Annotated in this window: 19 protein-coding genes, 1 tRNA gene and 1 pseudogene; 6 read left to right on the forward strand and 15 right to left on the reverse strand. The window is 63.7% G+C overall.

Features of this window, described 5'->3' with window-relative positions:
- Nucleotides 1-189 precede the first annotated feature (189 nt).
- Nucleotides 190-264, forward strand: a tRNA-Val gene (locus tag GGR33_RS22025).
- A gap of 388 nt (nucleotides 265-652) precedes the next feature.
- Here GGR33_RS22025 and GGR33_RS22030 read toward each other — a convergent pair.
- From GGR33_RS22030 to GGR33_RS22090, 15 genes and pseudogenes are all read right to left on the reverse strand, one after another.
- Complete coding sequence (locus tag GGR33_RS22030) at nucleotides 653-1234, reverse strand: hypothetical protein (protein ID WP_183509719.1); 582 nt, start codon at nucleotides 1232-1234, stop codon at nucleotides 653-655.
- A 722-nt stretch (nucleotides 1235-1956) separates the two neighbouring features.
- Complete coding sequence (locus GGR33_RS22035; protein ID WP_183509880.1) at nucleotides 1957-2709, reverse strand: SGNH/GDSL hydrolase family protein; 753 nt, start codon at nucleotides 2707-2709, stop codon at nucleotides 1957-1959.
- A gap of 460 nt (nucleotides 2710-3169) precedes the next feature.
- Nucleotides 3170-3919, reverse strand: a complete 750-nt coding sequence (locus GGR33_RS22040) for an SURF1 family protein (protein ID WP_425488807.1) — start codon at nucleotides 3917-3919, stop codon at nucleotides 3170-3172.
- Nucleotides 3920-3931: 12 nt separating this feature from the next.
- Entirely contained in the window at nucleotides 3932-4315 is a 384-nt protein-coding gene (gene cyoD / locus GGR33_RS22045) for a cytochrome o ubiquinol oxidase subunit IV (protein ID WP_183509722.1), read from the reverse strand.
- Nucleotides 4312-4935, reverse strand: a complete 624-nt coding sequence (gene cyoC / locus GGR33_RS22050) for a cytochrome o ubiquinol oxidase subunit III (protein ID WP_183509725.1) — start codon at nucleotides 4933-4935, stop codon at nucleotides 4312-4314. Before cyoC ends, cyoD begins: the two co-directional genes overlap by 4 nt.
- Nucleotides 4936-4940: 5 nt before the next feature.
- A complete protein-coding gene (cyoB, locus tag GGR33_RS22055; RefSeq protein WP_183509731.1) occupies nucleotides 4941-6944 on the reverse strand; it encodes a cytochrome o ubiquinol oxidase subunit I in 2004 nt (667 codons plus the stop codon).
- A 57-nt stretch (nucleotides 6945-7001) separates the two neighbouring features.
- A complete protein-coding gene (gene cyoA / locus GGR33_RS22060; RefSeq protein WP_183509894.1) occupies nucleotides 7002-8135 on the reverse strand; it encodes a ubiquinol oxidase subunit II in 1134 nt (377 codons plus the stop codon).
- Nucleotides 8136-8254: 119 nt separating this feature from the next.
- Nucleotides 8255-9592, reverse strand: a complete 1338-nt coding sequence (locus GGR33_RS22065; protein WP_183509735.1) for an MFS transporter — start codon at nucleotides 9590-9592, stop codon at nucleotides 8255-8257.
- 249 nt (nucleotides 9593-9841) lie between these two features.
- Nucleotides 9842-11668: a dihydrolipoyl dehydrogenase gene (lpdA, locus tag GGR33_RS22070; RefSeq protein ID WP_183509740.1), complete on the reverse strand. Its 1827-nt coding sequence runs from the start codon at nucleotides 11666-11668 to the stop codon at nucleotides 9842-9844.
- A 53-nt stretch (nucleotides 11669-11721) separates the two neighbouring features.
- The gene (gene aceF / locus GGR33_RS22075) at nucleotides 11722-13008 is read right to left on the reverse strand and encodes a dihydrolipoyllysine-residue acetyltransferase (protein WP_183509751.1); all 1287 of its coding nucleotides are present in this window, start codon (nucleotides 13006-13008) and stop codon (nucleotides 11722-11724) included.
- Between the two features lie 107 nt (nucleotides 13009-13115).
- Nucleotides 13116-15776, reverse strand: coding sequence for a pyruvate dehydrogenase (acetyl-transferring), homodimeric type (aceE, locus tag GGR33_RS22080; RefSeq protein ID WP_183509761.1), 2661 nt, complete (start codon nucleotides 15774-15776; stop codon nucleotides 13116-13118).
- Nucleotides 15777-16043: 267 nt separating this feature from the next.
- Complete coding sequence (locus GGR33_RS22085; protein WP_246413371.1) at nucleotides 16044-17786, reverse strand: ABC transporter ATP-binding protein; 1743 nt, start codon at nucleotides 17784-17786, stop codon at nucleotides 16044-16046.
- Nucleotides 17786-18181, reverse strand: coding sequence for an iron chelate uptake ABC transporter family permease subunit (locus GGR33_RS26065; protein WP_246413373.1), 396 nt, complete (start codon nucleotides 18179-18181; stop codon nucleotides 17786-17788). The genes GGR33_RS22085 and GGR33_RS26065 overlap by 1 nt, the downstream gene beginning before the upstream one ends.
- A gap of 34 nt (nucleotides 18182-18215) precedes the next feature.
- Nucleotides 18216-18578, reverse strand: a pseudogene (locus GGR33_RS26610) (iron chelate uptake ABC transporter family permease subunit); the annotation flags it as partial.
- A 272-nt stretch (nucleotides 18579-18850) separates the two neighbouring features.
- On the reverse strand, nucleotides 18851-19096 hold the full coding sequence (locus GGR33_RS22090; protein WP_343068606.1) for a DUF6894 family protein: 246 nt from the start codon (nucleotides 19094-19096) through the stop codon (nucleotides 18851-18853).
- 227 nt (nucleotides 19097-19323) lie between these two features.
- Here GGR33_RS22090 and GGR33_RS22095 point away from each other — a divergent pair, with 227 nt between their 5' ends.
- The 5 genes from GGR33_RS22095 to GGR33_RS26475 all read left to right on the forward strand — a co-directional run bounded on the left by GGR33_RS22095 (nucleotide 19324) and on the right by GGR33_RS26475 (nucleotide 24973).
- Nucleotides 19324-19461: a hypothetical protein gene (locus tag GGR33_RS22095; RefSeq protein WP_183509771.1), complete on the forward strand. Its 138-nt coding sequence runs from the start codon at nucleotides 19324-19326 to the stop codon at nucleotides 19459-19461.
- Nucleotides 19462-20730: 1269 nt separating this feature from the next.
- Nucleotides 20731-21261, forward strand: a complete 531-nt coding sequence (locus tag GGR33_RS22100) for a redoxin family protein (protein WP_210302145.1) — start codon at nucleotides 20731-20733, stop codon at nucleotides 21259-21261.
- Nucleotides 21262-22195: 934 nt separating this feature from the next.
- Nucleotides 22196-22861 (forward strand): Pr6Pr family membrane protein, encoded by a 666-nt coding sequence (locus tag GGR33_RS22105; protein WP_183509776.1) that lies wholly within the window; start codon nucleotides 22196-22198, stop codon nucleotides 22859-22861.
- Between the two features lie 877 nt (nucleotides 22862-23738).
- The gene (locus tag GGR33_RS26470) at nucleotides 23739-24404 is read left to right on the forward strand and encodes a cyclic nucleotide-binding domain-containing protein (RefSeq protein WP_306484380.1); all 666 of its coding nucleotides are present in this window, start codon (nucleotides 23739-23741) and stop codon (nucleotides 24402-24404) included.
- Nucleotides 24287-24973, forward strand: a complete 687-nt coding sequence (locus GGR33_RS26475) for a patatin-like phospholipase family protein (RefSeq protein WP_306484381.1) — start codon at nucleotides 24287-24289, stop codon at nucleotides 24971-24973. The genes GGR33_RS26470 and GGR33_RS26475 overlap by 118 nt, the downstream gene beginning before the upstream one ends.
- The last annotated feature ends 300 nt before the right edge of the window (nucleotides 24974-25273 follow it).

The raw sequence follows: 25273 nt of genomic DNA on the forward strand, positions 1-25273 counted from the left end.
ACGAGCATTTCCGTCTTATGACGAGCACCCGTATGTCCCGGCTGGCGGATTTCGAGCATGTGCGTGGCCTCGTTCTGCAGCGGCTCCCGGTTCTCGTCGCGATTCCGCGAAAATCGGCCGAACCATCGCTTGCACGGCCGTGCGGCAGCGGTTATAGCCGCCGCCTTGCCGGGGTCCTCGGGCCAGGCCGGGCGCGTAGCTCAGCGGGAGAGCACTTCCTTGACATGGAAGGGGTCACAGGTTCGATCCCTGTCGCGCCCACCATTTTCCCTCCGCAATATCAATAACTTATCTTAGCTCAGTAACGTTGGCTCAAGCCGTCCCAACTGTTAAGGCGGCACTTGGGCAGCACGTTTTAGACTGAGATCGGCGTGCTTTTGTTCGCCTCTCGATCCAGTCATTTTTGCGACTGGAACAGTTTAGTCACGCAATGAGGTCAGAGAACCGATCGAACGCGACGCGATTCCTCTAGCGATCGATCCCATCCTTGCGAGGCTCAACCAGCGGCGAGCGTCTTCTCCGGCTGTTTTAAGCGGCAGCCTGATCGCCAGCTGAAACTAGATCGATGATGAGACGCCGGCCTTGGTGTAGCGCCACGGTGGATCGCCCTGCGGCCGAGGGACGGCAACCCACTTCGGGCACAGGTCACTTCTCAGGGGTCAAATCTGCCCAAACCGTGCTGAGGACGGCCAGCTTGAATACTTTTGACAGCCTTGACTGAAAAGTCGGGAATGGCGCTCGGACATGCGTCTTTAAAACCATAGGTTACTGATCGAGAAGACTTACAAACAGCCTTTCCGTACGTAATGCCGCTGTCGCAGCCAAAAAGCATGATTCTGACTTTATTAGTGCGCGAGACACCCGTTGTCGTCCAATGGATAATACCCGGCATCTGTAATTGATCCGGATCCCCCGGCACGCAAGCCCAAGGCTGCATATCGAGCAAACCGTCAGTGTGGCCGTCGTTGTAAAGTATTGGTCCGTCTAACTCTCCCATGTGACTAAGTACAATATAGTCCGTCGCGCGGCGCATTTCAGTTACATAATCACTACTGCCGCCCTTCGGTGGGTTTGTAGCCGCAGCAAATTTTACGGTACCGTTTGTTCCCTGCTGCGAAAACGCAGTAAAAATAACACCATCACCGGCGTAACAATCTTGCAGTACTTGTTTAGCGCAGTTTAAAAACGGGCCTTTGTCTTTTCCTGCGGCTGGAACAACGAGCGTTGCGGGCATAATACCCCCCTCTCGCTAAATGGGACGAAGCCCGATTCGGTCAGGTCGCCGCCCGATTACGATAATACAAAATTTGCATCCGAAGCAATGAACGTATTTGAAATCGAATTTTTTCAATTTCAAGATAATATACAATACAAATTGTGGTGCCGTCGATCAATTTTCTGCAATCGCTTCGTGCAACGAGGCCTAATGCTAAGCTTAGATAAAACCTTGAAGCAGCCGTGCGGCAAACGGCCGCTTCCCCGCTACGTGGCCGAGTTCGATTTCCGGTCAACAACTGGGTGAAGCTGGGTTATGGCGATGCGGAGCAGGCTAAGCAGACTCTCAAGGGCATTGTCGGGAAGCAGATTACTCTCCGCAAACCACCTTATTAAGCAGATTCTCTAATTGCGACGAATAGTCTTTGGCTCTTAGTCCTGTTTATGTTTTTCTAGCAGAATAAATAGGCAATACGCTCAGACTCCGGACAGCACATGGGCATCACGAGCTGCTCAAACTCCCGCAACGTCAGATAACCCATAATATCCAGAAACCCGAACCATAACAGTTAGTCAATCGGTCCGGTATATTTCCTGTTACGCTCCCTTATCCGGGGCGCAACACTCTTGACGTAGAAGGGGTCACAGGTTCGATCCCTGTCGCGGCCACCATCCCGCCGATCGGGCGAGCGATGACGGTTCAGGGTCCCTCGCGGGGCCCTTTTTCGTTTTTGGGGAAGTTCAGTCCTCGACCGTCTCGGCGGTCTCGGCAACCGGAACAGCGGCAGCGCGCAGCACGTCTTCGGCTGCCGCCTGGGCGAGCAGGTCGTAGCCGCGATCGGCCATGTGGAGGCCGTCGGCGGAGAACAGCTCGGTATGGGTGAGCTTCGCCTGGGCGATCCAATCTCGCATCAGCGACGAGCGGCGGATCACCGGCACATCGAGTCTGACACCGATCTGCCGCACGGCGTCGCGAAAGCGATAGGCGCCGGGGGTCGCGTCGAAGCGCGGGCACCATTGCGGCTCCATCAGGATCACGTCGATGCCGGCCTCGCGGATGCGACGCACGGCAGCCTCCGTCTCCTCGCGAAAATGGTCGAGCGACACGCCGCGCAGGGCGTCGTTGCTGCCGGTCTGCCAGATCACGAGGTCGGGATGCTCGCCGATCACGTCGCGGTCGAGCCGGGCCAGCATCTCATCGACGGCCTCTCCGCCGATCCCGCGGTTGAGCACGCTGATGCCTGCTGAATGCTGGGGCAGGGCGCGCTTCAGCACGGTCTCGAGCCGGGCAGGATAGGCCGCGGCCGGCGTGCTCGCGCCGACGCCCTGCGTCGACGAGGAGCCGAACGCCACGATGCGCAGCGGCTCGCCGAGGGCGACCTGCCGCGCCACATGCGGCAGGATAGTGTCGCGGGAGGACTCGACGTCGAATATTCCGAGGTCGAAGGCGTCGGGCAGGAAGTCCGCATAGGCGAGTACCGCCGTCGAGGACATGGAGAGGCCGACGAAAAGCAGTGCTCCGCGGGCGAGGCGTTGCCAGCCAGAACCGAAAATCTTCAGCCCGAAATCACCCGACACGTCCGCCCCCGCCGTCCATCCATTCCCGGCCTTTGCGGGAGGATGCTGATGCCTCGCGGCGAGCGGGACTATTGCGGAGCGTCATGCAGCCGAGCTGCACTGTCTCCGGCGCGGTCTGTCGCCTTTTCGTCTTCGAAACGAGTCCGGCGCGCCGCTTTCCACTTCGTCGCAACTGCCTTTGTAAAGACGAGTCTTGACGGAAGCTTCACCGATTCGACCTGCCGAGAGTCTGGAAATACGCGAAACCCCGATTGCGGGCAATGAAAATGCATTAAGAATAATGCCAGCTAAGCAGAAATACGGGGAATGATCCCAGCGCGTCCACCGAATGCGAACGGCCATTTCCCAACCGAGCATGAAACGGCGGTTTTCGGCACTATTCCGGCGGTGTCCGCGTCCTGCCGGCAAGTGCCTCGCGACCGAGATAAGCGAGGGCGCCGATCGTCATCGCCGCCAGGGCGAACCAGGTGAGCGCATAGACGAGATGCTCGTTGCGGAAACTGACGACGGTCAAGCCACCGACTGGCAGCAGTTCGGCATCGGCCCCCGCATCCGCGTCGACGAAATAGGGGGCCACCTCGCCGAGTCCGCGCGCCCCCGCGATCGCCGCTACGTCGCGGGAGTACCAGCGCTCGGTCGCCGGCTCGTTGGAGCGCAGGAAGCCGCCACCGGGCTCGCTGACGCGCAGGAGGCCCGTCAGCGTCACCGTGCCCAGTGGCTGCGACCAGCCGGCGGGATCGCGCCGTTCGGCCGGCACGAAGCCGCGATTGACCAGCACCGTGAAGCCGCGGTCTGAGCGGAGCGGGGTGAGCACCCAGAAGCCGCCCCCGAAGGCCGTTAGGGCCTGGACCAGGGTGGACCGATCATATTCGAACGTGCCGGTCAGACGCAGGTGCCGATAGGCGTCGGCCTCCTCCGTGATGGCCGGCCAATCGGCCGGTCCGGGCGCGGGGCGAGGCTCCGCCCGCACCCGCGCCTCGACGCGGGCGATCAGGTCGAGCTTCCAGGCCCGGCGCTGCACCTGCCAGATCCCGAGCCCGAGGAAGGCCGCGACGAGGAGCAGCCCGACCAGATTGATCGCGACGAGCGCGCCGCGTGAGCGGCGCGGCGTGGCTTCGTCCCCCACGCCCCACCCGCCTCAAGGCTGATGGTGGAGCATGTCGTGCGGGGACATCGGCATCATGTTGGTGTTGAGGTGATGCATGACCCAGATCGAGCCGGTCAGCGTGATCACCACCAGCGTCACGGTGAAGATCAGAGCCAGAACGTTCCAGCCGCCCTCCGACTTGGTGTTCAGATGGAGGAAATAGACCATGTGCACGACGATCTGCACCACGGCGAAGGCCAGGATGAGGATCGTGGTCCAGACGGGGTTCTTCAGCACGTCGCCCATGACGAGCCAGAATGGGATCGCCGTCAGGATGACCGACAGCACGAATCCGGTCATGTAGCTCTTGAAGCTGCCATGAGCCTGGCCGCCGTGGCCATGATCGTGATGGGCTGCGTCGTGGGCGGCGCTCATCGGACGACTCCCATCAGGTAGACGAAGGTGAACACGCCGATCCAGACGACGTCGAGGAAGTGCCAGAACATCGACAGGCACATCAGCCGCCGCTTGTTCTCGGGGATCAGGCCGCGCTGGGCGGTCTGGATCATCAAGACGATCAACCAGACGATGCCGCAGCTGACGTGAAGGCCGTGGGTGCCGACCAGCGCGAAGAATGAGGATAGGAAAGCCGAGCGCTGCGGCGTCGCGCCCTCGTGGATCAGGTGCGAGAACTCGTAGAGCTCGATCCCGATGAAGGCCGCGCCGAACAGACCGGTGACGATCAGCCAGAGCTGCATCGCCTTGAGCGAGCCCTTCTCCATCTCCAGCATCGCGAAGCCGTAGGTGATGGAGGAGAACAAGAGCATCGCGGTATTGAGTGCGACGAGCTTGAGGTCGAACAGGTCGATGGGCGAGGGGCCGGCCGCGTAGTTGCGGCCGAGCACGGCATAGGTGGCGAACAGGACCGTGAAGATGAGGCAATCGCTCATCAGGTAGATCCAGAAGCCGAGCATCGTGCTCGGCTCGTGGGCGTGCTCCTCCGTCTCGTGGAAGACCGGAGCCTCGGCGGGCGCGGTGTCGGCGTGCATCGTCATCGCTCTCAGGCCCGCGCGGCGAGCAGGGCGGTCCGCTCACCCTCGGTCCGCACGACGGTGTCGGCCGGGATGTCGAAATCGCGGTTGTAGTTGAAGGTGTGCAGGATCGCCGTGGCGATCATGGCGACGAAGCTCAGGGCTGCCAGCCACCAGATGTACCAGATCATGCCGAAGGAGAACGCCACGCTGAACGCCGCGATGATCGCGCCGGTGCCGGTATTCTTGGGCATGTGGATCGCCTTGAAGCCCTCGCGGGGACGCTCGTAGCCGCGCTGCTTCATGTCGTACCAGGCATCGAGATCGTGGATGCGCGGCGTGAAGGCGAAGTTGTAGTCGGGCGGCGGCGAGGAGGTCGACCACTCGAGCGTGCGGCCGCCCCACGGGTCGCCAGTGTGATCGCGCAGGGCCTCGCGGTTCCGGATCGAGACCGCGAACTGGATGATCATCGAGGCGATGCCGATGGCGATCAGCCCGGCGCCGATGGCCGCGATCACGAACCAGATCTGGAGCGAGGGATCGTCGAAGTGGTTGGCGCGGCGGGTCACGCCCATCAGGCCGAGCAGGTAGAGCGGCATGAAGGCGAAGTAGAAGCCGATCGTCCAGAACCAGAACGACATCTTCCCCCAGAACGGGTCGAGCTTGAACCCGAAGGCCTTGGGCCACCAGTAGTTCACGCCGGCGAACATGCCGAACAGCACGCCGCCAATGATCACGTTGTGGAAGTGGGCGATCAGGAACAGCGAGTTGTGAAGCACGAAGTCGGCCGGCGGCACGGCGAGCAGCACGCCGGTCATGCCGCCGATGGTGAAGGTCACCATGAAGCTGAGCGTCCACAGCATCGGCACCTCGAACCGGATGCGGCCGCGGAACATCGTGAACAGCCAGTTGAAGATCTTCGCGCCCGTCGGGATCGAGATGATCATCGTCGTGATGCCGAAGAACGAGTTCACGGAGGCGCCGGAGCCCATTGTGAAGAAGTGGTGCAGCCAGACGAGGTAGGAGAGGATGGTGATGACCACCGTGGCGTAGACCATCGACACGTAGCCGAAGAGCCGCTTGCCGCAGAAGGTCGAGGTCACCTCCGAGAACACACCAAAGGCGGGCAGGATGAGGATGTAGACCTCCGGATGACCCCAGATCCAGATGAGGTTGAAGTACATCATCGGGTTGCCGCCGAGGTCGTTCGTGAAGAAGTGCGTGCCGACGTAGCGGTCGAGGGTCAGCAGCGCGAGAACGGCGGAGAGGATCGGGAAGGCGGCGACGATCAGCACGTTCGTGCAGAGCGAGGTCCAGGTGAAGATCGGCAGCTTCATCATGGACATGCCCGGCGCGCGCATCTTCACGATGGTCGCGACGAGGTTGATGCCGGAGAGCGTCGTTCCGATGCCGGCGATCTGCAGGCCCCAGATGTAGTAGTCGACGCCGACGCCCGGACTCATGTCCGCGCCGGAGAGCGGCGGATAGGCGAGCCAGCCGGTGCGGGCGAACTCACCGACGAAGAGCGAGATCATCACGGTGACGGCGCCCGACACCGTCATCCAGAACGAGAAGTTGTTCAGGAAGGGGAAGGCGACGTCGCGGGCGCCGATCTGCAGCGGCACGACGTAGTTCATCAGGCCGGTGACGAAGGGCATCGCCACGAAGAAGATCATGATCACGCCGTGGGCGGAGAAGATCTGGTCGTAGTGGTGCGGGGGCAGGAAGCCCTCGTTCGCGCCGAAGGCCATGGATTGCTGGGCGCGCATCAGGAGCGCGTCGGCGAAGCCGCGCAGCAGCATGACGATCGCCAGGATGACGTACATGATGCCGATCTTCTTGTGATCGACGCTCGTCACCCAGTCGCGCCAGAGCGCGCCCCAGAAGCGGAAGTAGGTGATCGTGGCGAGCACGGCGAGGCCGGCCACGGCCACGCCCGCGAAGGTCACGAGCAGAATCGGCTCGTGATACGGGATGTCCTCAAGGGACAAGCGTCCGAAGATCAGCTTGTAGAGATCCGGGTCTGACAACATGGGATCGGGTCGCTCAAGACATTCGGTGACGGATGCGCGGGCGTCGTCGCGCAGGCCCTAATGGTGGTGAAGCTGCATATCGCCGTGCGGAGCCTTGTCGCCCTCCGAGGCGCCGCCCTCGCTGCGCGGTGGCCGGCCAGTGGCCGGAACGGTGGCGCCGTTCGGCTCCTGACCCTGCTCCAGGCGGCGGTTGTCGTATTGCAGACGCTCGCGGTTCTCGTGGCTATCCTTGCCGCCACCGCCATTGGCGTCGATGTGCATCATCTCGCTCATGCACATCTTGCCGGGCTGGGCGCACATGTTGAGGATCGCCGAATAGAGGCCGCCTTCGACGCTCTTGTAGAAGCGCGGGGCCACGCCCTCACTCGGCTTCTCGAGCTCGAGATAGGCCTCGCGGGTCAGGTCGGTGCCCTTCTCCTTGGTCTTGGCAACCCAGGCGTCGAATTCCTCCGGCTTGAGGCCGTGGAACTTGAAGGTCATCCGTGAGAATCCGCTGCCGCTGTATTGCGAGGCGAGGCCGTCATAGACGCCCTCCTTGTTGATCACCGCGTGCAGCTTCGTCTCCATGCCCGGCATCGCGTAGATCATGCCGGCGAGCGCAGGAACGTAGAAGGCGTTCATCACGGAGGTCGCCGTGAGCTTGAAGCTCAACGGCCGGTCGACCGGCGCAGCGAGCTCGTTCACCGTGGCGATACCGAGTTCGGGGTAGAAGAACAGCCACTTCCAATCGAGCGCCACCGCCTCGACCTGGAGCGGCTTGACGTCGGCCGGGATCGGACGGTTCGGCGCGAGACGCCCGAGCGGTCGGAACGGATCGAGCGTGTGGGTGCTGATCCAGGTCAGTGCGCCGAGCGCGATGATGATGAGCAGCGGAGCCGTCCAGATCACCACTTCGAGCTGGGTCGAGTGGTGCCAGTCGGGGCGGTAGGTCGCGTTCTCGTTGGAGGCCCGGTAGCGCCAGGCGAACCAGAGCGTCAGACCGATCACCGGCAGGATGATCAGCAGCATCAGGCCCATCGAGGCCAGGACGAGGTTGCGCTGCTGCAGCGCCACGTCGCCCGAGGGCTGCATCACGACGAAGTTGCAGCCCGAGAGCAGCAGGAACAGCGGTGGCAGCACGAGCGCCTGTAGGAGCCGGCGCGTCGAGGCCGCCGGCCCGCGGCGATGCCGGACGGGGGAGGGGCTTGGCAGGGTGTTCGGGGCAGGGGTGGCCACGGGACGTCAGACCCATTCTTTGCCGCTAGCCGGCGCGGCGCTTCCTATCGGCGAGGAGGGCGGCGCGAGGGCGCCGCCCGGATGGCGCGTGCGCTCTACATCTGGCGCATCTCGGAGCGGTCGAGCGACAGCGCCAGCAGCGACGCGGCAGCACCCGACAGCAGATACAGGCCGACCATGGCGAGTCCGTAACGGCTGGCCAGGAACAGCACGACCAGGGGCGCGAAGCCGGCGCCGAACATCCAAGCGAGGTCAGAGGTCAGAGCCGCGCCGGTATAGCGGTAGCGCGCGCCGAGCCGCGAGGTCACGGCGCCGGCGGTCTGGCCATAGGCGAGGCCGAGCAGCATGAAGCCGACATTGACGTACATCGTCTGGCCGATGGCGCTCTCGCCGAAGATCAGCGGCGCGATGATGCTGCCGAGCGCGAACAGGGCGATCAGACCGGAGCTGAGAAGCAGCGTGTTGCGGCGGCCGATCTGGTCTGCGATCAGGCCGGAGGCGGCGATGGCGCCGGCGCAGACGATGGCGCCCGAGCATTGCACGATCAGGAACTCGCCGGCGGGCCGGTCCGCGAACAGCGAGAGCCAGCTGATCGGGAAGATCGTCACGAGGTGGAACAGCGCGAAGGCGGCCAGTGGCACGAAGGCGCCGATCCAGACGTCGAGGGCATGCCGACGGATCAGCTCGAAGATCGGCACCGGCTCCAGCGAGCGCTGTCCCATCAGCGCCTTGAACTCGTCTGAGGCGACGATGCTCAGCCGCGCGAACAGGGCCACCACGTTGATCGTGAAGGCGCAGTAGAACGGGAAGCGCCAGCCCCAGTCGAGGAAGTCCTCGGACGAGAGGTTGACGAGGAAGAACGAGAACAGCAGCCCCGCCACGATGAAGCCGAGCGGCGCGCCGAGCTGCGGGATCATTGCGTACCAGCCGCGCCGATCCGGCGGCGCGTTCAGCGCGAGCAGCGAGGCGAGGCCGTCCCAGGCACCGGCCAGCGCGAGGCCCTGCGCGATGCGCAGAGCCGCGAGCAGCCAGATCGAGGCATAGCCGATGCTGGCGTAGCTCGGCAGGAAGCTGATCGCCGCCGTCGATCCACCGAGCAGGAACAGGGCAATCGTCAGCTTGACGCTTCGGCCGTGCCGCCGGTCGACGGCCATGAAGATCACGGTGCCGAACGGGCGAGCGACGAAGGCCAGTGCGAAGACGGCAAAGGAATACAGCGTCGCGGTGAGCTGGTCCGGCTCGAAGGAGAAGAACACCTTCGGGAAGACCAGCACCGAGGCGATGCCGAAAACGAAGAAGTCGAAATATTCGGAGGCGCGGCCGATCACGACGCCGATGGCGATCTCGCCCGGCGCGACCTTATGATCGGTATGGACCTGCCGCGCGTCGTGTTCGAGCGCGGCGGAATGGGCCAGGGAAGGCTCGATGGACATCGCGGGCGACCGGCTTGCTCAGAGGGACGTGCGAACGCACCGCCTCGTGCGGCATCCCTATGCCTAGCGCAATGGTCCCTATTGGCAAACGGGGCATGTGTTCGCTGCAGTGCAACCGCGACGATCTGCGGCGGCATGCTCGGCTTGCAGGGGTAAGCCCCTCAGCGGCCCGCTCTTGCGGTTGCGCCATCCGCGAGACGACCGGGGCATCGATGGCCCCGGCTCGCCGTTCCGGTCGATTCGCTCCGCTCAGGCCGAGCGAGGATGCGGCTTCTTGGGCATGTAGAGGTCGGTGATCGTGCCCTCGAAGGCCTCGGCCGCCATGCCGACCGTCTCCGACAGGGTCGGATGCGGGTGGATGGTCAGCCCGATATCCTCGGCATCCGCGCCCAGTTCGATGGCGAGCGCCGCCTCGGCGATCAGGTCGCCGGCAGACGGGCCGACGATGCCGCACCCGACGATCCTGTCGGTAGCCTCGTTGAACAGCACCTTGGTGATGCCCTCGTCACGGCCGAGCGAGAGCGAACGCCCCGAGGCCGCCCACGGGAAAACACCCTTCCCGACCTTGATGCCCTTGGCCTTGGCCTCGTTCTCGGTGAGGCCGACCCAGGCCACCTCGGGATCGGTATAGGCCACCGAGGGGATCACCTTGGCGTCGAAGAAGCTGTTCTTGCCCGACGCGGTCTCGGCCGCGACCTTGCCCTCGTGCACCGCCTTGTGGGCCAGCATGGGCTGGCCGACGACGTCTCCGATGGCGAAGATGTGCGGCACGTTGGTGCGCATCTGCTTGTCGACGGCGATGAAGCCGCGCTCGTCGACCACGACGCCGGCCTTGTCCGCGGCGATGAGCTTGCCGTTGGGACGGCGCCCGACCGAGACGAGGATCTTGTCGAAGGTGTCGGTGGCCGGCGCCGTGCCGCCCTCGAAGGTGACCTTCAGGCCTTCCGGCGTCGCCTCGACATTGGTGACTTTCGCCTTGAGGTGGATAGCCTCGTATTGTTTGCCGATCCGCTTGAAGAGCGGCGTGACGATGTCCTTGTCGGCGCCTGGGATGATCTGGTCCATCAGCTCGACGATCGTCACCTTGGCGCCGAGCGCGTGATAGACCGTCGCCATCTCCAGGCCGATGATGCCGCCGCCGATCACGAGCAGGCGCTTCGGGATGCCGTCGAGTTCGAGCGCGCCGGTGGAGTCGATCACCCGCGGATCGTCGTGCGGGATGAACGGCATCTGGATCGGCTCGGAGCCGGCGGCGATGATCGCCTGGTCGAAGCCGATGACCTTCTTCGTACCTTCGTGCTCGACCTCGATCTGGTTCGGGCTGACGAAGCGGCCGGTACCGGTGACCACCGTGACCTTGCGCTGCTTGGCCAAGCCGCCGAGGCCGCCGGTCAGGCGCTTGACCACGCCGTCCTTCCACTCGCGCAGCTTGTCGATGTCGATCTGCGGCGCGGTGAAGCTGATGCCGTGGGCGGCCATGGCATGGGTCTCGTCGATGACCTTGGCCGCGTGCAGCAGCGCCTTCGACGGGATGCAGCCGACATTGAGGCAGACGCCGCCGAGCATCGGCCAGCGCTCGATGAGCACGACCTTCTTTCCGAGATCGGCTGCGCGGAAGGCCGCGGTGTAGCCGCCGGGGCCGGCGCCGAGCACCAGCACCTCGGCATGCATATCTTCGCCGGCCACGGGAGCCGCGGCCTGCGGAGCCGGGGCCGCTGGAGCAGAGCCGCCCGCCGCACCGGCGGCAGAGGAGCCGTAGCCGGCTTGCCCCTCGCCCGCGCCGTGGCCTGCAGCGGCCGGAGCCGATGCTGCGACACCCGGCTTCGGCGCGCCGCTTCCGGCGGTCTCGGCCATCACCAGGATGAGGTCGCCCTCGGTGACCGTGTCGCCCGGCTTGACCTTCACCTCGGCCACCGTCCCGGCGACCGGGGAGGGGATGTCCATGGTGGCTTTGTCGGATTCGAGAACGATCAGCACGTCGTCGACCGAGACCTGGTCGCCCGCGCTGACGCTCACCTCGATCACCGGGACGTTCTTGAAATCGCCGATGTCGGGAAGTTTGACCTCGTTGCTCATTGCCTCACCTCACGCCTTGTCAGCCGTATCCGTGGATTCGTGCGATCGCCCCGTCAGACGACGAGGCGGCGGACGTCCTCTAGGACGTGGGCGAGGTGGCGGGTGAAGCGCGCGCCGAGCGCTCCATCGATGACGCGGTGGTCGTAGGAGACGTTCAGCGGCAGGATCAGGCGCGGCTTGAACTCCGTGCCGTCCCAGACCGGCTGCATCTTCGAGCGCGGCACGCCGAGGATGGCGACCTCGGGCGCGTTCACCAGCGGCGTGAAGTTGGTGCCACCGATGCCGCCCAGGCTCGAGATCGAGAAGGTCGCGCCCTGCATGTCGGAGGCGCCGAGTTTGCCGTCGCGCGCCTTCTTCGAGATCGCGCCGAGATCCTGGCTAATCTCGATGATGCCCTTGCGGTCGGCATCCTTGATCACCGGCACGACGAGACCGTCGGGCGTGTCCACCGCGACGCCGATGTTGAAATACTTCTTGAGGATCAGAGATTCCTTGTCGGGGCTCAGCGAGGAGTTGAACTCCGGGTACTGGCGCAGCGCCGAGACCGCGGCCTTGATCAGGAAGGCGAGCAGCGTGACGCGGTAGCCCTTCTCCTTGCCGGCGGTGTCGAGTTCCTTACGGTACTTGTCGGTGTCGGTGATGTCCGACTCGTCCGTATGGGTGACGAGCGGCACGTTGAGCCAGGCCCGGTGCAGGTGCGGGCCGGAGATCTTCTTGATCCGCACCAGAGGCTTGGTCTCGATCGGACCGAATTTCGAGAAATCGACCGCGGGGATCTCGGGGATGCCCATGCCGCCCGACGCCATGACCGCGCCGCCGCCGGCCGCGGGACCGGCCGAGCGGGTCAGCTGGCCCTTCACGTCGTCCTTGGTGATGCGGCCCTTCTCGCCGGTGCCCTTCACGCCGTTGAGGTCGATCCCGAGCTCGCGCGCGATGCGGCGCACGGCCGGGCTCGCATGGACGTTCGAAAAATCGGGCATGTTTGAGGCCGGCGCCTGAGCAGCCGGCGCGGCGGGAGCTGGAGTCGAAGCGGCGGCCGGAGCCGGCTCCTGCTTGGCGGCCACGGCCGCGGTATCCGCCGCCGCCAGGGCCGAGGCGCTGGCGCCTTCACCCTTGAGCAGCAGGATCGGAGCGCCTTCGCTGACCTTGTCGCCGATCTTGATCAGGATCTTCTCGACCACGCCCGCCTGCGGGGAGGGGACGTCCATCGTCGCCTTATCGGATTCAAGCGAGACCAGCGGGTCGTCCGGCCCGATCGTGTCGCCTTCCTTCACGAAGATCTCGATGATCGGGATGTCCGCGAAATCGCCGATGTCGGGAATCTTGACCTCAATACCCACGTGCAATCTCCCTCGTCGACGGGTCTCTGCTGGACCCTGGGATCCGTCCAAGCGCTTTCAGGTGGTCCGTCCCGGACAGGGGTCCGGGACGTGTTCGGGCGACGGGATCACACCGTCCAGGGACCGGGTTTCTCCGGGTCGATGCCGTATTTCTTGATGGCGTCCGCCACCTTGGTCATGGGGACCGCCCCGTCGGCGGCGAGGCTGTGCAAAGCCGCGACCGTGACCCAGCGCCGGTCGACCTCGAAGAAGTCGCGCAGCTTCACCCGATAGTCCGAGCGGCCGAAGCCGTCCGTGCCGAGCACGCGGTAGCGGCCGGGCACGTAGGGACGGATCTGGTCGGCGAAGAGCCGCATGTAGTCCGTCGAGGCGATGACCGGCCCGTCGTGGCCCGCGAGGCAGGTCTCGACATGGGACTTCTTCGGGGTCTCGGTGGGATGCAGGAGGTTCCAGCGCTCCACCGCCATCGCGTCGCGGCGCAGCTCGGTGAAGCTCGGGCAGCTCCAGATGTCGGCGGCGATGCCGTGCTCGGTCTCCAGCATCTCGGCCGCCGCGATCACCTCCCGCAGGATCGTGCCGCTACCGAGGAGCTGCACGCGCGGCCCGCCCTTGCGGCCCTTGCCCTCCTTGAAGAGGTACATCCCCTTGATGATGCCGGCCTCGGCACCCTCGGGCATACCGGGATGCTCGTAGTTCTCGTTCATGATGGTGAGGTAGTAGAAGACGTCCTCCTGCTCGGCATACATCCGGCGCAGGCCGTCCTGCACGATCACCGCGACTTCATAAGAGAAGGTCGGATCATAGGAGACGCAGTTCGGGATCGTCGCCGACATCAGGTGGCTGTGGCCGTCCTCGTGCTGGAGGCCCTCGCCGTTCAGCGTGGTGCGCCCGGCGGTGCCGCCGACCAGGAAGCCGCGCGCCCGCATATCGCCCGCCGCCCAGGCGAGGTCGCCCGTCCGCTGGAAGCCGAACATCGAGTAGTAGATGTAGAACGGGATCGTCGGCGCGTTGGAGGTCGAGTACGAGGTCGCCGCCGCGATCCATGAGGACATTGCGCCGGGCTCGTTGATGCCCTCCTGGAGCATCTGACCCTTCTCGTCCTCCTTGTAGTACATGAGCTGGTTGGCATCTTCCGGCCGGTAGAGCTGGCCGACCTGGCTGAAGATGCCGAACTGGCGGAACATGCCCTCCATGCCGAAGGTCCGGCTCTCGTCAGGCACGATCGGCACGATACGGTTGCCGATGTTCTTGTCGCGCAGCAGCGTGTTCAGCACCCGCACGAAGGCCATGGTGGTGGAGATCTCGCGGCCCGCGGTCTCCTTGAGCTGCGCGCCGAAGGCGGAGAGCGGCGGGATCTCCAGGCTGATCGACTTGCGCCGCCGTGCCGGCAGCGGGCCGCCAAGCGCCGCGCGCCGTGCCTTGAGATAGTTCATCTCCGGGCTTCCCTCGGGGAAGCGGATGAACGGGATCGCCTTGATCTGGTCGTCGGTCAGCTCGATTCCGAAGCGGTCGCGGAACTGCCGGAGCACCGCCTCGCCCATCTTCTTCTGCTGGTGCGTGATGTTCTGGCCTTCGCCCGACTCGCCCATGCCGTAACCCTTGACGGTCTTGGCGAGGATCAGCGTCGGCTGGCCCTTGTGCTTGGACGCTGCCGAATAGGCCGCAAACACCTTCGACGGGTCGTGGCCGCCACGGGTGAGGCGGAAGATGTCCTCGTCCGTCCAATCCTTGATCAGCGCGGCCGTCTCCGGATACTTCCCGAAGAAGTTCTCGCGGATATAGGCGCCGTTCTTCGACTTGAAGTCCTGGTACTCGCCGTCGACGCATTCCTCCATGAGGCGCGCCAGCATGCCGGTGGTGTCCTTGGCGAGCAGCGCGTCCCAGCCTGAGCCCCACAGACACTTGATCACGTTCCAGCCGGCGCCGCGGAAGTCCGCCTCCAGTTCCTGGACGATCTTGCCGTTGCCGCGCACCGGCCCGTCGAGCCGCTGCAGGTTGCAGTTGATGACGAAGACGAGGTTGTCGAGCTTTTCGCGGGCCGCCATGGAGATGGCGCCGAGGCTCTCCGGCTCGTCCATCTCGCCGTCGCCCATGAAGGCCCAGACCTTGCGGCCGTCGGTATTGGCGTGGCCGCGATGGTGCAGGTAGCGCAGGTAGCGCGCCTGATAGATCGCCATCAGCGGGCCGAGGCCCATCGAGACGGTGGGGAACTGCCAGAAATCCGGCATCAGCCAGGGATGCGGATAGGAGGATATGCCCTTGCCGTCGACTTCCTGGCGGTAGCCGAGCAGTTGCTCCTCGGTCATGCGCCCTTCGAGGAAGGCGCGGGCGTAGATGCCGGGCGAGGAATGGCCCTGCACGTAGATCAGGTCGCCGCCATGCTGCTCGTTGTCACCGCGCCAGAAGTGCATGAAGCCGGTGTCGTAGAGCGTCGCCGAGGACTGGAAGCTCGCTATGTGGCCGCCGAGTTCCGAGGATTCCTTGTTCGCCCGCAGGATGATGGCGATCGCGTTCCAGCGGATCGCCGAGCGGATGCGGTGCTCGATCTGGCGGTCGCCCGGATGCGGGTCCTGCTTGTCGACGGGAATCGTGTTCAGGTAGGCGGTGTTGGCGGAGAAGGGCACCGGGGCACCGCGCTTGCGGGCCTCCTCGACGACCTGTCCGATCAGAAAATGCGCTCGGTCCGGACCTTCGACGTCCAGCACGCCATCCAGAGAATCGAGCCACTCTCGTGTCTCGACCGGATCAAGGTCGCGACTGCGCTCCATCGGTTTCCTCCCTGGTGCCCTTGAGACGGGCGGGTTGGTGCTAGGTTAGGACAGCGATCCGGACAATGCGAGACCCATCAACGGGATAGTTCTATGAACTTCCCCGTGTGTCCGGATATCGATACAATCAACGGTCGATCTGGCCTGCCGTCCCGCCGCCGCATGCCGGCCCGGTCGGCGGCCTTCGCTGGCCTTCGCGTCATGCACGGCCGAGGTCAAATCACGTCGTCGTGCCGGCGGTACGAGGCGCGGCCGATCGGGGCCGCCTCATTCGGCGGCGGTCATACCGGCGGCGTCCATGGCGAACTGCGCGGCATGCAGCCGCCGGTAATAGCCTCCCGCCGCTAGCAGGGCCTCGTGCCGGCCTTCCTCGGCGATGCCGGCCTCGGTGACCACGACGATTCGGTCGGCGTGCCGGATCGTGGCGAGCCGGTGGGCTATGACAAGCGTCGTGCGGCCGACGGAGAGCTCCGCGAGCGCCGCCTGGATCTCCCGCTCGGTCTGGGTGTCGAGCGCCGAGGTCGCCTCGTCGAGGATGAGGACCGGCGGATTCTTCAGGAAGACCCGGGCGATGGCGAGACGCTGCTTCTGGCCGCCCGAGAGCTTGACGCCGCGCTCGCCCACCACCGTGTCGAGCCCGTCGGGCAGGCCGGCGATCAGCTCGCCGAGGCGGGCGCGCCGCGCCGCATCCAGGATCTCGTCCTCGCTCGCGTCGAGCCGGCCATAGGCGATGTTCTCGCGGATCGTGCCGGCGAACAGGAACACGTCCTGCTGCACGATGCCGATCTGCCCGCGCAAAGAGGCCATGGTGCAATCGCGGATGTCGTGGCCATCGATCGTGATCCGGCCGTCTTCGACCTCGTAGAAGCGCGGGATCAGCGAGCAGAGCGTGGTCTTGCCCGCGCCAGAGGGGCCGACCAAGGCCACGGTCTCGCCCGCGCCGACGGTCAGGTCCAGCCCGCGCAGCACGGGCCTGTCGGGGCTGTAACCGAAGGAGACGCCCTCGAAGCGGATTGCGCCGCGCAGTCCCGAGACCGCGACCGCACCGGGTCGGTCGACGATGTCGGGCTCGGTGCCGAGCAGGCCCATGTAGCGCCGGAAGCCGGCGATGCCCCTCGGATAGCTCTCGATCACCGAGCCGATCTTCTCCAGCGGGCGGTAGAAGACGCCGACGAGCAGCAGGAAGCCGATGAAACCGCCGGCCGAGAGATCGCCGCGCACCACGAAGGCAGCGCCGCCGAGCAGCACGACGATCTGGACGAGGCGCATGCCGAGGTAGCTGATCGACAGGCTCGCCGCCATGATCCGGTAGGCTTCGAGCTTGGTGGCGCGGTAGCGGGCATTGTCGACCGCGAACAGGGCGCGCTCATGCGCCTCGTTGGCGAAGGCGCGCACCACGCGGGCACCCCCGACATTCTCCTCGATGCGGGCGTTGAAGGCGCCGACGCGGCCGTATTGGGACTGCCAGTTGCGGGTCATGCGCCCGCCATAGCGCAAGGTGACGAAGGCGATGACCGGCAGGATCGCCGCCGTCATCAGGGCGAGTTGCGGGTGCACCCAGACCATCAGCCCGAAGGCACCCACCAGCGTCATCACAGCGATGAACAGGTCCTCGGGGCCGTGATGGGCGACCTCGCCGATCTCTTCCAGATCCTTGGTCACGCGGGCGACGAGATGGCCGGTCTTCTGCCCGTCGTAGAAGCGGAACGAGAGCTTCTGCAGGTGGTCGAAGGCCCGCGCCCGCATCGTCGTCTCGATGTTGATGCCGAGCACGTGCCCCCAATAGGTCACGACCACCATCAATCCGGCATTGGCGACGTAGATCAGCGCGAGGCCGGCGGTCGCGAGCAGGATCAGTCCCCAATCCTGTTCCGGCAGCAGCCGGTCGACGAAGGCCTTCACGGCGATCGGAAAGCCGAGTTCGAGCAGGCCCGAGAGCACGGCGCAGCCGAAATCGACCAGGAACAGCGTCCGGTGCGGCCGGTAATAGGCGAGGAAGGCCTTCAACATCACGGACTCGAGGGGCGCATGACCGCCCAGACCAGATAGGGAGCGCCGACCAGGGAGGCGAAGAGGCCGACGGGCATCTGATAGGGGTAGAACAGCAGCCTGGACAGCAGATCTGCGGCAGCCATGAGGCCGCAGCCGATCAGGATCGAGCCGGCGAGATGCTCCCGGGCTCGCGTGAATCCGGCAGAGCGCGCCAGATGCGGCCCCATCAGCCCGACGAAGCTCACCGGCCCGATCACCAGGGCGCTGAGCCCCGTCGCCAGCGCGGTGACGGTCAGCAGGGTGAGCTTGGTGCGGGCCAGCGGCAAGCCGAGGACGCTGGCAACGGCGTCTCCGAGCGGGAGCACGTCGAGCCAGCGCGCGGAGGCCGAGCGCCACCGCCGTGCAGACAGCACCGATGGCGGCAAGTGCGGCGAGCGTCGGGTCGACCTGCGCCGAGGCGCCGGTGATCCAGGCGAGGATCATCGCGGCTTCCATGCCGCCGCGGGTCATGATCGCGGTCAGGCAAGCACCGGACAAGGCACCCAGCGCGATGCCGCCGAGCAGCATGCGGCTACCGTTCAGCGCGGCGCGGCGCGCCACCGCGAGCAGTGCCGCGAGCCCGATCCCGGCTCCGAGTCCGGCGCTGCTGATCTGTTCTGCCAAACCTGCGGCCGGGGCGATCATCACGCAGGTCGCGAGCCCGAGGCTCGCCGCGCCGCTGACGCCGAGCACCTCGGGGCTTCCGAGTGGGTTGCCTGTCATGCGCTGGAGGACGCAGCCCGAGGCGGCGAGCATGACGCCGCCCGCCATCACGGCGACGAGGCGGGGCAGGCGCCAGGGCAGCAGTTCGGCGAGTTCCGCCGGAGGCCTCACCGGCGGTTCGCGCCTTCATCGCCTATCACCGCCGCGCGGATCCGGCCCCGACGAGCCAGGACGGCCTCGACGAGGCGAAGGAAGAATAGCGGCGGGACGCGTCGAGCGGGCGATCGGGATCTCGAGGCGGATGCTTGAGAGCAAGTCGCCACTCTGCGGCTTGAACGATCCGAGGAATGGTGAGGCCTGCCACTCCTGAAGGGCTCGGTTCAGACGGGAATGCGCTTCAGCACCACATCGTCCTCGTCGCGGATCACCAGTTCCCAGAGGCCAGAAACGCCTGCCAGTTCTCCGCTATCCCGCATTTCCTCGACGGCCGCCAAGGCCTGCATGCTCGCGTGATCGAGGTCGACGGCCTCGACGCCTGTCTCGTCTCGAATGAGCTCATCGCTGCTCTCAAGGTCGAAGCGGTAGCGCATCGGCACGGCAAGTCCCCCCAGCTTGGCCGCAGCCACTGGGATGCAAAATACTGAGGAGTTTATGAATCTTTCGTAAGCATCCCAGTATGTAGAAATTTTACCGTGAGCAATCAATGGTTTGGATCATTGTTGCCAATGTTCACCCTGTGACGGATTTGTCGAAACCTATCACCTGATTCTGTCGTATCTGTATGCGGCAGCTTGGCTTGATGACGGTATCTTGTCTGCATTCGAATTCATCCCAGCGGAGGAGTACCCAAGTCTTGTCGATCGAAGGCGCCCCAAACGACAAAGAGAAGCATAAGGGCAGCGACGAAAAGATCCGAGCGCATGTTCGAGCTATTTTGCAGCGCCTCGTCAGGCACGCTGCCGACAAGCTCGCGAACAAGCCCGCCGGCTGATCAATGGGATGCCAACGTTCGAGCTGATCCGGCTCGCGGCATGACGCGGTTTGTTCAGTAAGCCGAGACGCCAGCTTGGCCACAATGCCGGCTCGTCTTGCCAAGCTGCCGACACGGCCGATCGATGGAGACATCGCTGGCGCAAAATTTTCGCCGACGTCAGAGGGTTTGCCGAGTTGGCCAGCCCTGCCAGAGGTTAGAGCCGACCGCTCATAACGGTCTGGTCTGAGGGGGCTCACATGGATCGCTGCTGCGCTTGGCTCACCTGTCAATCGCCTGTAGGCGGACAAAGCGAGACGTCGGCAGTTCCCGCCGTTTTCGGACCGGCCTGCCGGTCGCCGGCTTCGGCCTACACCTCGCTTCTCATGACCTGCGGGACATCTTGAGCGTGACTCGGCGCTCCAGGAAGCCCAGATGTCAGACGTCAGCGATCCCGAACGATGCGCGCCGCAATCCCACCAGCGCTGCGGCAGAAGGACGTCATCGGTGAATGGGCCCGATCGCGGAGGGCGATGCCGCTTCGGGCGATGGGGAACGCGAGATCAGCGGCAGGACGTTAGAAAAGCTGACGCTTCAGGCAAATAGCTTGGAGCGGGCGACGGGAATCGAACCCGTATATTCAGCTTGGGAAGCCCACGCAGACCGTTGATTTTGTTGAGTTGTGTTCCCCGCATGCATGCCACATCGAAATGCCAATGCAGCGCAACCATCGCTGTCCGTCGTGACCTGTCGCCTAAGGTGCGCTTTCCCGAAACCGGGCAGTATGACGCGGAGACGCACCCTGATCCTTAGCTTGAGGACAACGCGGAGATAACAGAGAAGGGATCAAATCCCTGTCTTAGATAATGAGCGGCGTTATCCCCGATCATGCGGATCATCGGATCGTAATTCGCCGGCCCAAGCGCACCCGACAGCTTTGCGCCCATCCCCGTCGTTTTGAGCTGTCGATCGTCGGCTCGAAAGCGGACATCGATGCTGGGCAGACGATGACTGAGTTGGGTGGATTGGAGAGGGCCTGCATCTGGGCGCGAGAGCGAGAAAGCGGCCTTCGATCGCGCGCGCATCCCTCTGTTCCCGATCGGCTCGATCGGCGATCCTTCAGGCCGAAACCTGTCCCTACCCTCGGGTCTGGCCCCTAAAATCCTAGACGCCGGCCCGGCTCGTGGTCGGCCACGAGGTGTAACCGCGGGCACGGGCGGATCGAATAGTCTCGGCATGCCATGCCGCCCCGTTGCTGCCGCGCGAGGCTCTCAACCATCGGGGGAAACCATGGATGATCCTCGTCATGCACTAAGCCGGCGCGTCATGCTGATGACGGGATGCGCCGCCCTGGGATCGAGCCTTCTCGACGCCCCAGCCGAAGCCGCGCCTGTCGCTCCGGAATTCGTCGGCATCGATGGATGGCTCAACAGCCGTGCATTGAGCATGCGGGGTTTGCGCGGTCGTGTCGTACTGGTCAACTTCTTTGCACGCGCCTGTGTCAATTGCATCGCGACCATCCCTTACATCAGAGGATGGCACGCTCGGTATTCGGGGCGAGGCTTTACCGTCGTCGGAGTCCATACCCCAGAATTGCCGGCCGAGAGGTCGCGCCAAGCTCTGGAAGCTGCGGTGCAACGCTTCGGCCTGACCTATCCCGTTGCAATCGACAACGACTCGGCCACCTGGAATGCGTGGGGCAACCGGTACTGGCCTGCCGAGTATATCGTCGATCAACAGGGCCGGATCGTCTATTCGCATTTCGGCGAAGGCGCGTACTCCCAGACCGAAGCGGTAATCCAACGTTTGACGGCAACTTGATGCCGCGCCTTGGGGGTCATTCGAGCGCGACCGCCCAAGCCTATTCGGCTCGAGCCGGCTTCCCACCATGTACTTCTCGGTTCAAGAGATCGTGCGCTGATCGCGTTCCCGGCAATGGAACGTCAGCAAATGGACGCCTTGGTCGATTGCGCGTCCGGGCGGTAGGGACTATTCGGCCAACGAGCATTTATTGCCTAAGGGAAAACTCCCTCGATATATCGAAGATTTGGTGGATCTTGCGCGGTAGTTAAACGCAGTCAGAAAGCGAGTAGGTTAAGAGCCCTTTACGATGCATGAGCGCTTCTTGGCCCTGCGCGGTCGCCCTGCCGATGCAAACGCACCCGGCGAGCCCAAACAAGCCCAAGCTTGGTTAGAAGAATTGGGCGAAGCGTAGATCTGCCAGCTGCCCTAAGTCGATTTTTCCGGACGGCCGAGGTATGACCGCTTCCAGGATATGTTGGTGGCAAGTTCTACGGCTGACACGGGTCGGACGCCGATCAAATGCTCGGTCGTTATGGTCGCTTCAAAATGGCCGACCTGCGTCGCGATCGCGTAGAGCGCCGCTCTCCGGGGAGGCATTCGCGTCGCCACTATCGAAAGTGCCAGCTCGATCGGCCGCAGAAGCGGCATCGAAACGATAACCGTCGCTTACTAGACCCAATTTCCCGGCGTAACTATTTCCTCGCGGCGTCGAATAATGTGAGAGATTGACCGCCAGTCGCAAATTTCCTGAAGCAGGGGCTCGCCTGCTGGAGAGAGCTTTAAGACCATTGGAGAAAAGAAACTGGCGGAGCCGATCGCGAAAGCTTGCTTGAACAGAATGTAGATTGGCTCCTTCGTCCGAACGGATTGAAGGCAGCGCCTTCGGCGTCGTTCTGAGCGGCCCGCGATTTTAACCGACTGCTCGCGTCCAAGGCGATCGAGGGGGCTCAATTTGACCAAAACATACGAATCTGCCGCGACCCAAGGATTTGCCGCGAGATTCCGGCTCTACTTGGCGCTGGGGATCGCCTGTGTTGCGATCGCGGGGCTCTTTGCAAATTACATCGTCGCCTACGAACGTGAAAATTCGCATCTGTATGCCGCCTGGACGATGATATACTATTTTACTAATACGACAGGCACTTTGGTGCTTATTATTTTTGCCGGTATCGCCCTCGCTCCAAATACTTGGCTTCGCTCATGGCTCGTGGCTGGCGCATCCGTGGCTGTTTTGCTTGTTGGCGTAGTCCAATACTCGTTTCGAGCGTCGGGACCTCCCCTGTACGGCTTCGAGTTCACGCAAGATTTCCTGCTTCATGGTGTCCTTCCGGTCGCGGTTCCGATTTTTTGGCTCTCATTCATAACCAAAGGAAACCTTAAATTCTGGCACGCCCTTATATGGGCAGCGTATCCATTGATATACATCATTTTTATCTTGATTCACGGCGCCACAATAGGGATTTATCCGTATATCTTCGTTGATGTTTCCCAACAAGGAACCATTTCTGTTGTTAAAACGGCCGTTTCAATAACCGCCATATTCATGACAGCAGGATTCTTACTGGTTGGGTTCGATCGCCTTTTAGGAAAGCGGCGCCCCATCGTGCTGCCATTTTGAAGGGCGCAGACTAAGGTCGATGTACACTGCTCGAACCTCGCGCATGAGGTCGGCAAAATCGAATCCGGCGAACGACTTACTGCGACCGTGACCTCCTGAGAACCGAATAACGGGAGCTCGGTCGCTCCGCGGTGTGCGTGAAACGATCCGGAGACGCTCTTCCGAGCGCTTCGGGTCCGACGTATGCCGAGATTTCCAGACCACGGTCGCGCCGAGGTGCAAAGCCTCTCCCAAAGTCCTTATCGAACATCGAAAGTTCAATTGACTTGGCTGGGACCTTGGTCTGAATCGCGTGGAGACGTAGCCGTTTGAGGTCAACTGACGATCAACGCTACAAGCTAACCGCGTAACCTTCCAGCGCCCGGCGCGAATAACACGACACGATAGCCGCGGTCCGATGGGCTAGCTTGGACATTATCGCAGTGTGTCGTCGATCCCAGTTGGCTCGTTCCGAATTGAGCAGACGGGGCCTTGGAGGAGCCGACCGTTGGAGGACGCAGCGCGACCTTTGCTGTTCTCGTCTTCACTCCTTTGCGAGACGATCGGCGTGTCGTGTGTCGCGGCCGCGTGATTCTCCGAGGGAGCAAGAGGCCAGCAGCCAAATGCTCATCTCTAAGGTTCGCCAGCCTTCATCCAGACCTTCGTCGACGCCCGTGACGACAGTGGGCGCAGCTTTGACCCAGCGACCGTAAATTCACGGCCTGCTGCCCGATGACGCTGCCCGAGATCCCTTTCCTGGCCGGGCTCGGTGCCGCCGCGATCGAGGCCGTTCGCAAACGCTGCGTCGCGTTGGGAGTCCTCGGATGGCGAACCATCTTCGAGCAGGGAGGACGGGGACGCGTTCTACACCCTCGTCTCGGGCGCCGTTGGAATTTCTATGGACCATCACGAAACGGGCGAGACGCGCCATCTTGCGCGCCTCGCTCTTCCCGAGACATTCGGGGAAATGGCTCTTCTCTCCATGGAGCCTCGATCGGCGACCGCTTTCGCTCTCCGAGACAGCCACCTCCTCCGCTTGAGTCGCTTGGCATTCGAAGAGTTGATCGAGGAGCATCCTCAAACGCTGCTGTACTCCGCGAGGCTGCTGACCCTGCGCCTCAAGGCGACATCCGAACGCCGCTCGATCGATCATGCGCCGCGAGGTTTCGCGATCCTGGCCGTTACGGAGGGGCTCGACGCCAAGGTCTTTGGCGAGCGTTTCGCCCGGACATTCGATTCGGCGATCGGCGGTACGACCGGCTGCCTCACCGACTGGCCCGCAGGCGCGGACGAATTCTGGTTTCACGAGTACGAAGCGCGCAACGAACGCACGGGGTTTGTTGCCGATCGAGGGGCTGACTGTCCCTGGTGCCAGCTATGCCTTCGGCACGCCGACCACATCCTCCTGCTGGCGCAACCTGGACGCTGCGACCGGGCGCTCGGGAGATGGTCGAGCGTTACCGTTCCGACTGGATTCGAATCGATCTGGCAATTCGCCAGGAGGCCGGGACCGAACTACCCAAAATGCTTCATCCCGAGGTGGCGGCACTCGCGCCTTCGATGAGCATCCACGTGCGCGACGGCAATAAACGGGATGAGCACCGTCTCGCTCGGCTTGTCAGCGGGCGAGCCCGCTGCCTCGTTTTGGGAGGCGGTGGAGCAAGAGGGCTGGCGCATATCGGCGTCATCGCTGCTTTCGAAGAGGCAGGCTTGGCCGTCGACTTCCTGGGCGGCACGAGCATGGGCGCGATCGTCGCCGCCAGCCTTGCAATGGACCTTGATGCCGGAGCGATACGAAGCCGTCTGGCGGACGCCTTCATAGGCCAAAATCCGCTCAACGACTACACGCTGCCGTATCATGCTCTTACCCGTGTATCGAAGGTCGACGCTGCTCTTCGAATGAGCTTCGGCGACTTGTGGATCGAAGAACTCTGGCTGCCGTATTTTTGCGTATCGTCGAACCTGACGACAGGCGGGGCTATGGTCCACGGAAACGGAGACCTGGCCACCGCGCTCAGGGCCAGCATAGCCATCCCGGGACTGCTTCCGCCGGTCATGTCGAGCGATGGCGTTCTGGTCGACGGCGGAATGATGAACAACCTGCCTGCCGATGTCATGGCCGATCTCGGCTGAGGTCCTATTCTCGCTGTCGATGTCGGCAGCGACCGAACCTTCCAAGACATGCCTCAGCGCTCGTGGCGCGGACATCTGATCCGCCGGATACTCGGCTCCCCGGATGCGATGCCAGGCATCGCGCCTCTCCTCGTCCGCGCTGCGACCGTGTCGAGCGCCGCTCAGACGACGATGTCGGTCAGTCGCGCCGACGTGGTTCTCAAACCGCCTCTGGCCAGAGTGGATCTCCGTGCCTGGTCGAGCTTCGAGACGACGGCTGGCCTCGGATACCGGCACACGCGAGAAGCAATCGCGACCGGA

The organism is Methylobacterium brachythecii (genome assembly GCF_014196345.1).
GTDB lineage: Bacteria > Pseudomonadota > Alphaproteobacteria > Rhizobiales > Beijerinckiaceae > Methylobacterium > Methylobacterium brachythecii.

Bases quoted from the DNA above. Each gene is read 5' to 3' on its own strand.
- GGR33_RS22030 (WP_183509719.1), bottom strand. From the start codon at position 1,234: ATGCCCGCAACGCTCGTTGTTCCAGCCGCAGGAAAAGACAAAGGCCCG.
- GGR33_RS22035 (WP_183509880.1), bottom strand. From the start codon at position 2,709: ATGTCCTCGACGGCGGTACTCGCCTATGCGGACTTCCTGCCCGACGCC.
- cyoD (WP_183509722.1), bottom strand. From the start codon at position 4,315: ATGAGCGCCGCCCACGACGCAGCCCATCACGATCATGGCCACGGCGGC.
- cyoC (WP_183509725.1), bottom strand. From the start codon at position 4,935: ATGACGATGCACGCCGACACCGCGCCCGCCGAGGCTCCGGTCTTCCAC.
- cyoB (WP_183509731.1), bottom strand. From the start codon at position 6,944: ATGTTGTCAGACCCGGATCTCTACAAGCTGATCTTCGGACGCTTGTCC.
- GGR33_RS22065 (WP_183509735.1), bottom strand. From the start codon at position 9,592: ATGTCCATCGAGCCTTCCCTGGCCCATTCCGCCGCGCTCGAACACGAC.
- lpdA (WP_183509740.1), bottom strand. From the start codon at position 11,668: ATGAGCAACGAGGTCAAACTTCCCGACATCGGCGATTTCAAGAACGTC.
- aceE (WP_183509761.1), bottom strand. From the start codon at position 15,776: ATGGAGCGCAGTCGCGACCTTGATCCGGTCGAGACACGAGAGTGGCTC.
- GGR33_RS22085 (WP_246413371.1), bottom strand. From the start codon at position 17,786: ATGTTGAAGGCCTTCCTCGCCTATTACCGGCCGCACCGGACGCTGTTC.
- GGR33_RS22100 (WP_210302145.1), top strand. From the start codon at position 20,731: ATGGATGATCCTCGTCATGCACTAAGCCGGCGCGTCATGCTGATGACG.
- GGR33_RS26470 (WP_306484380.1), top strand. From the start codon at position 23,739: ATGGACCATCACGAAACGGGCGAGACGCGCCATCTTGCGCGCCTCGCT.
- GGR33_RS26475 (WP_306484381.1), top strand. From the start codon at position 24,287: ATGGTCGAGCGTTACCGTTCCGACTGGATTCGAATCGATCTGGCAATT.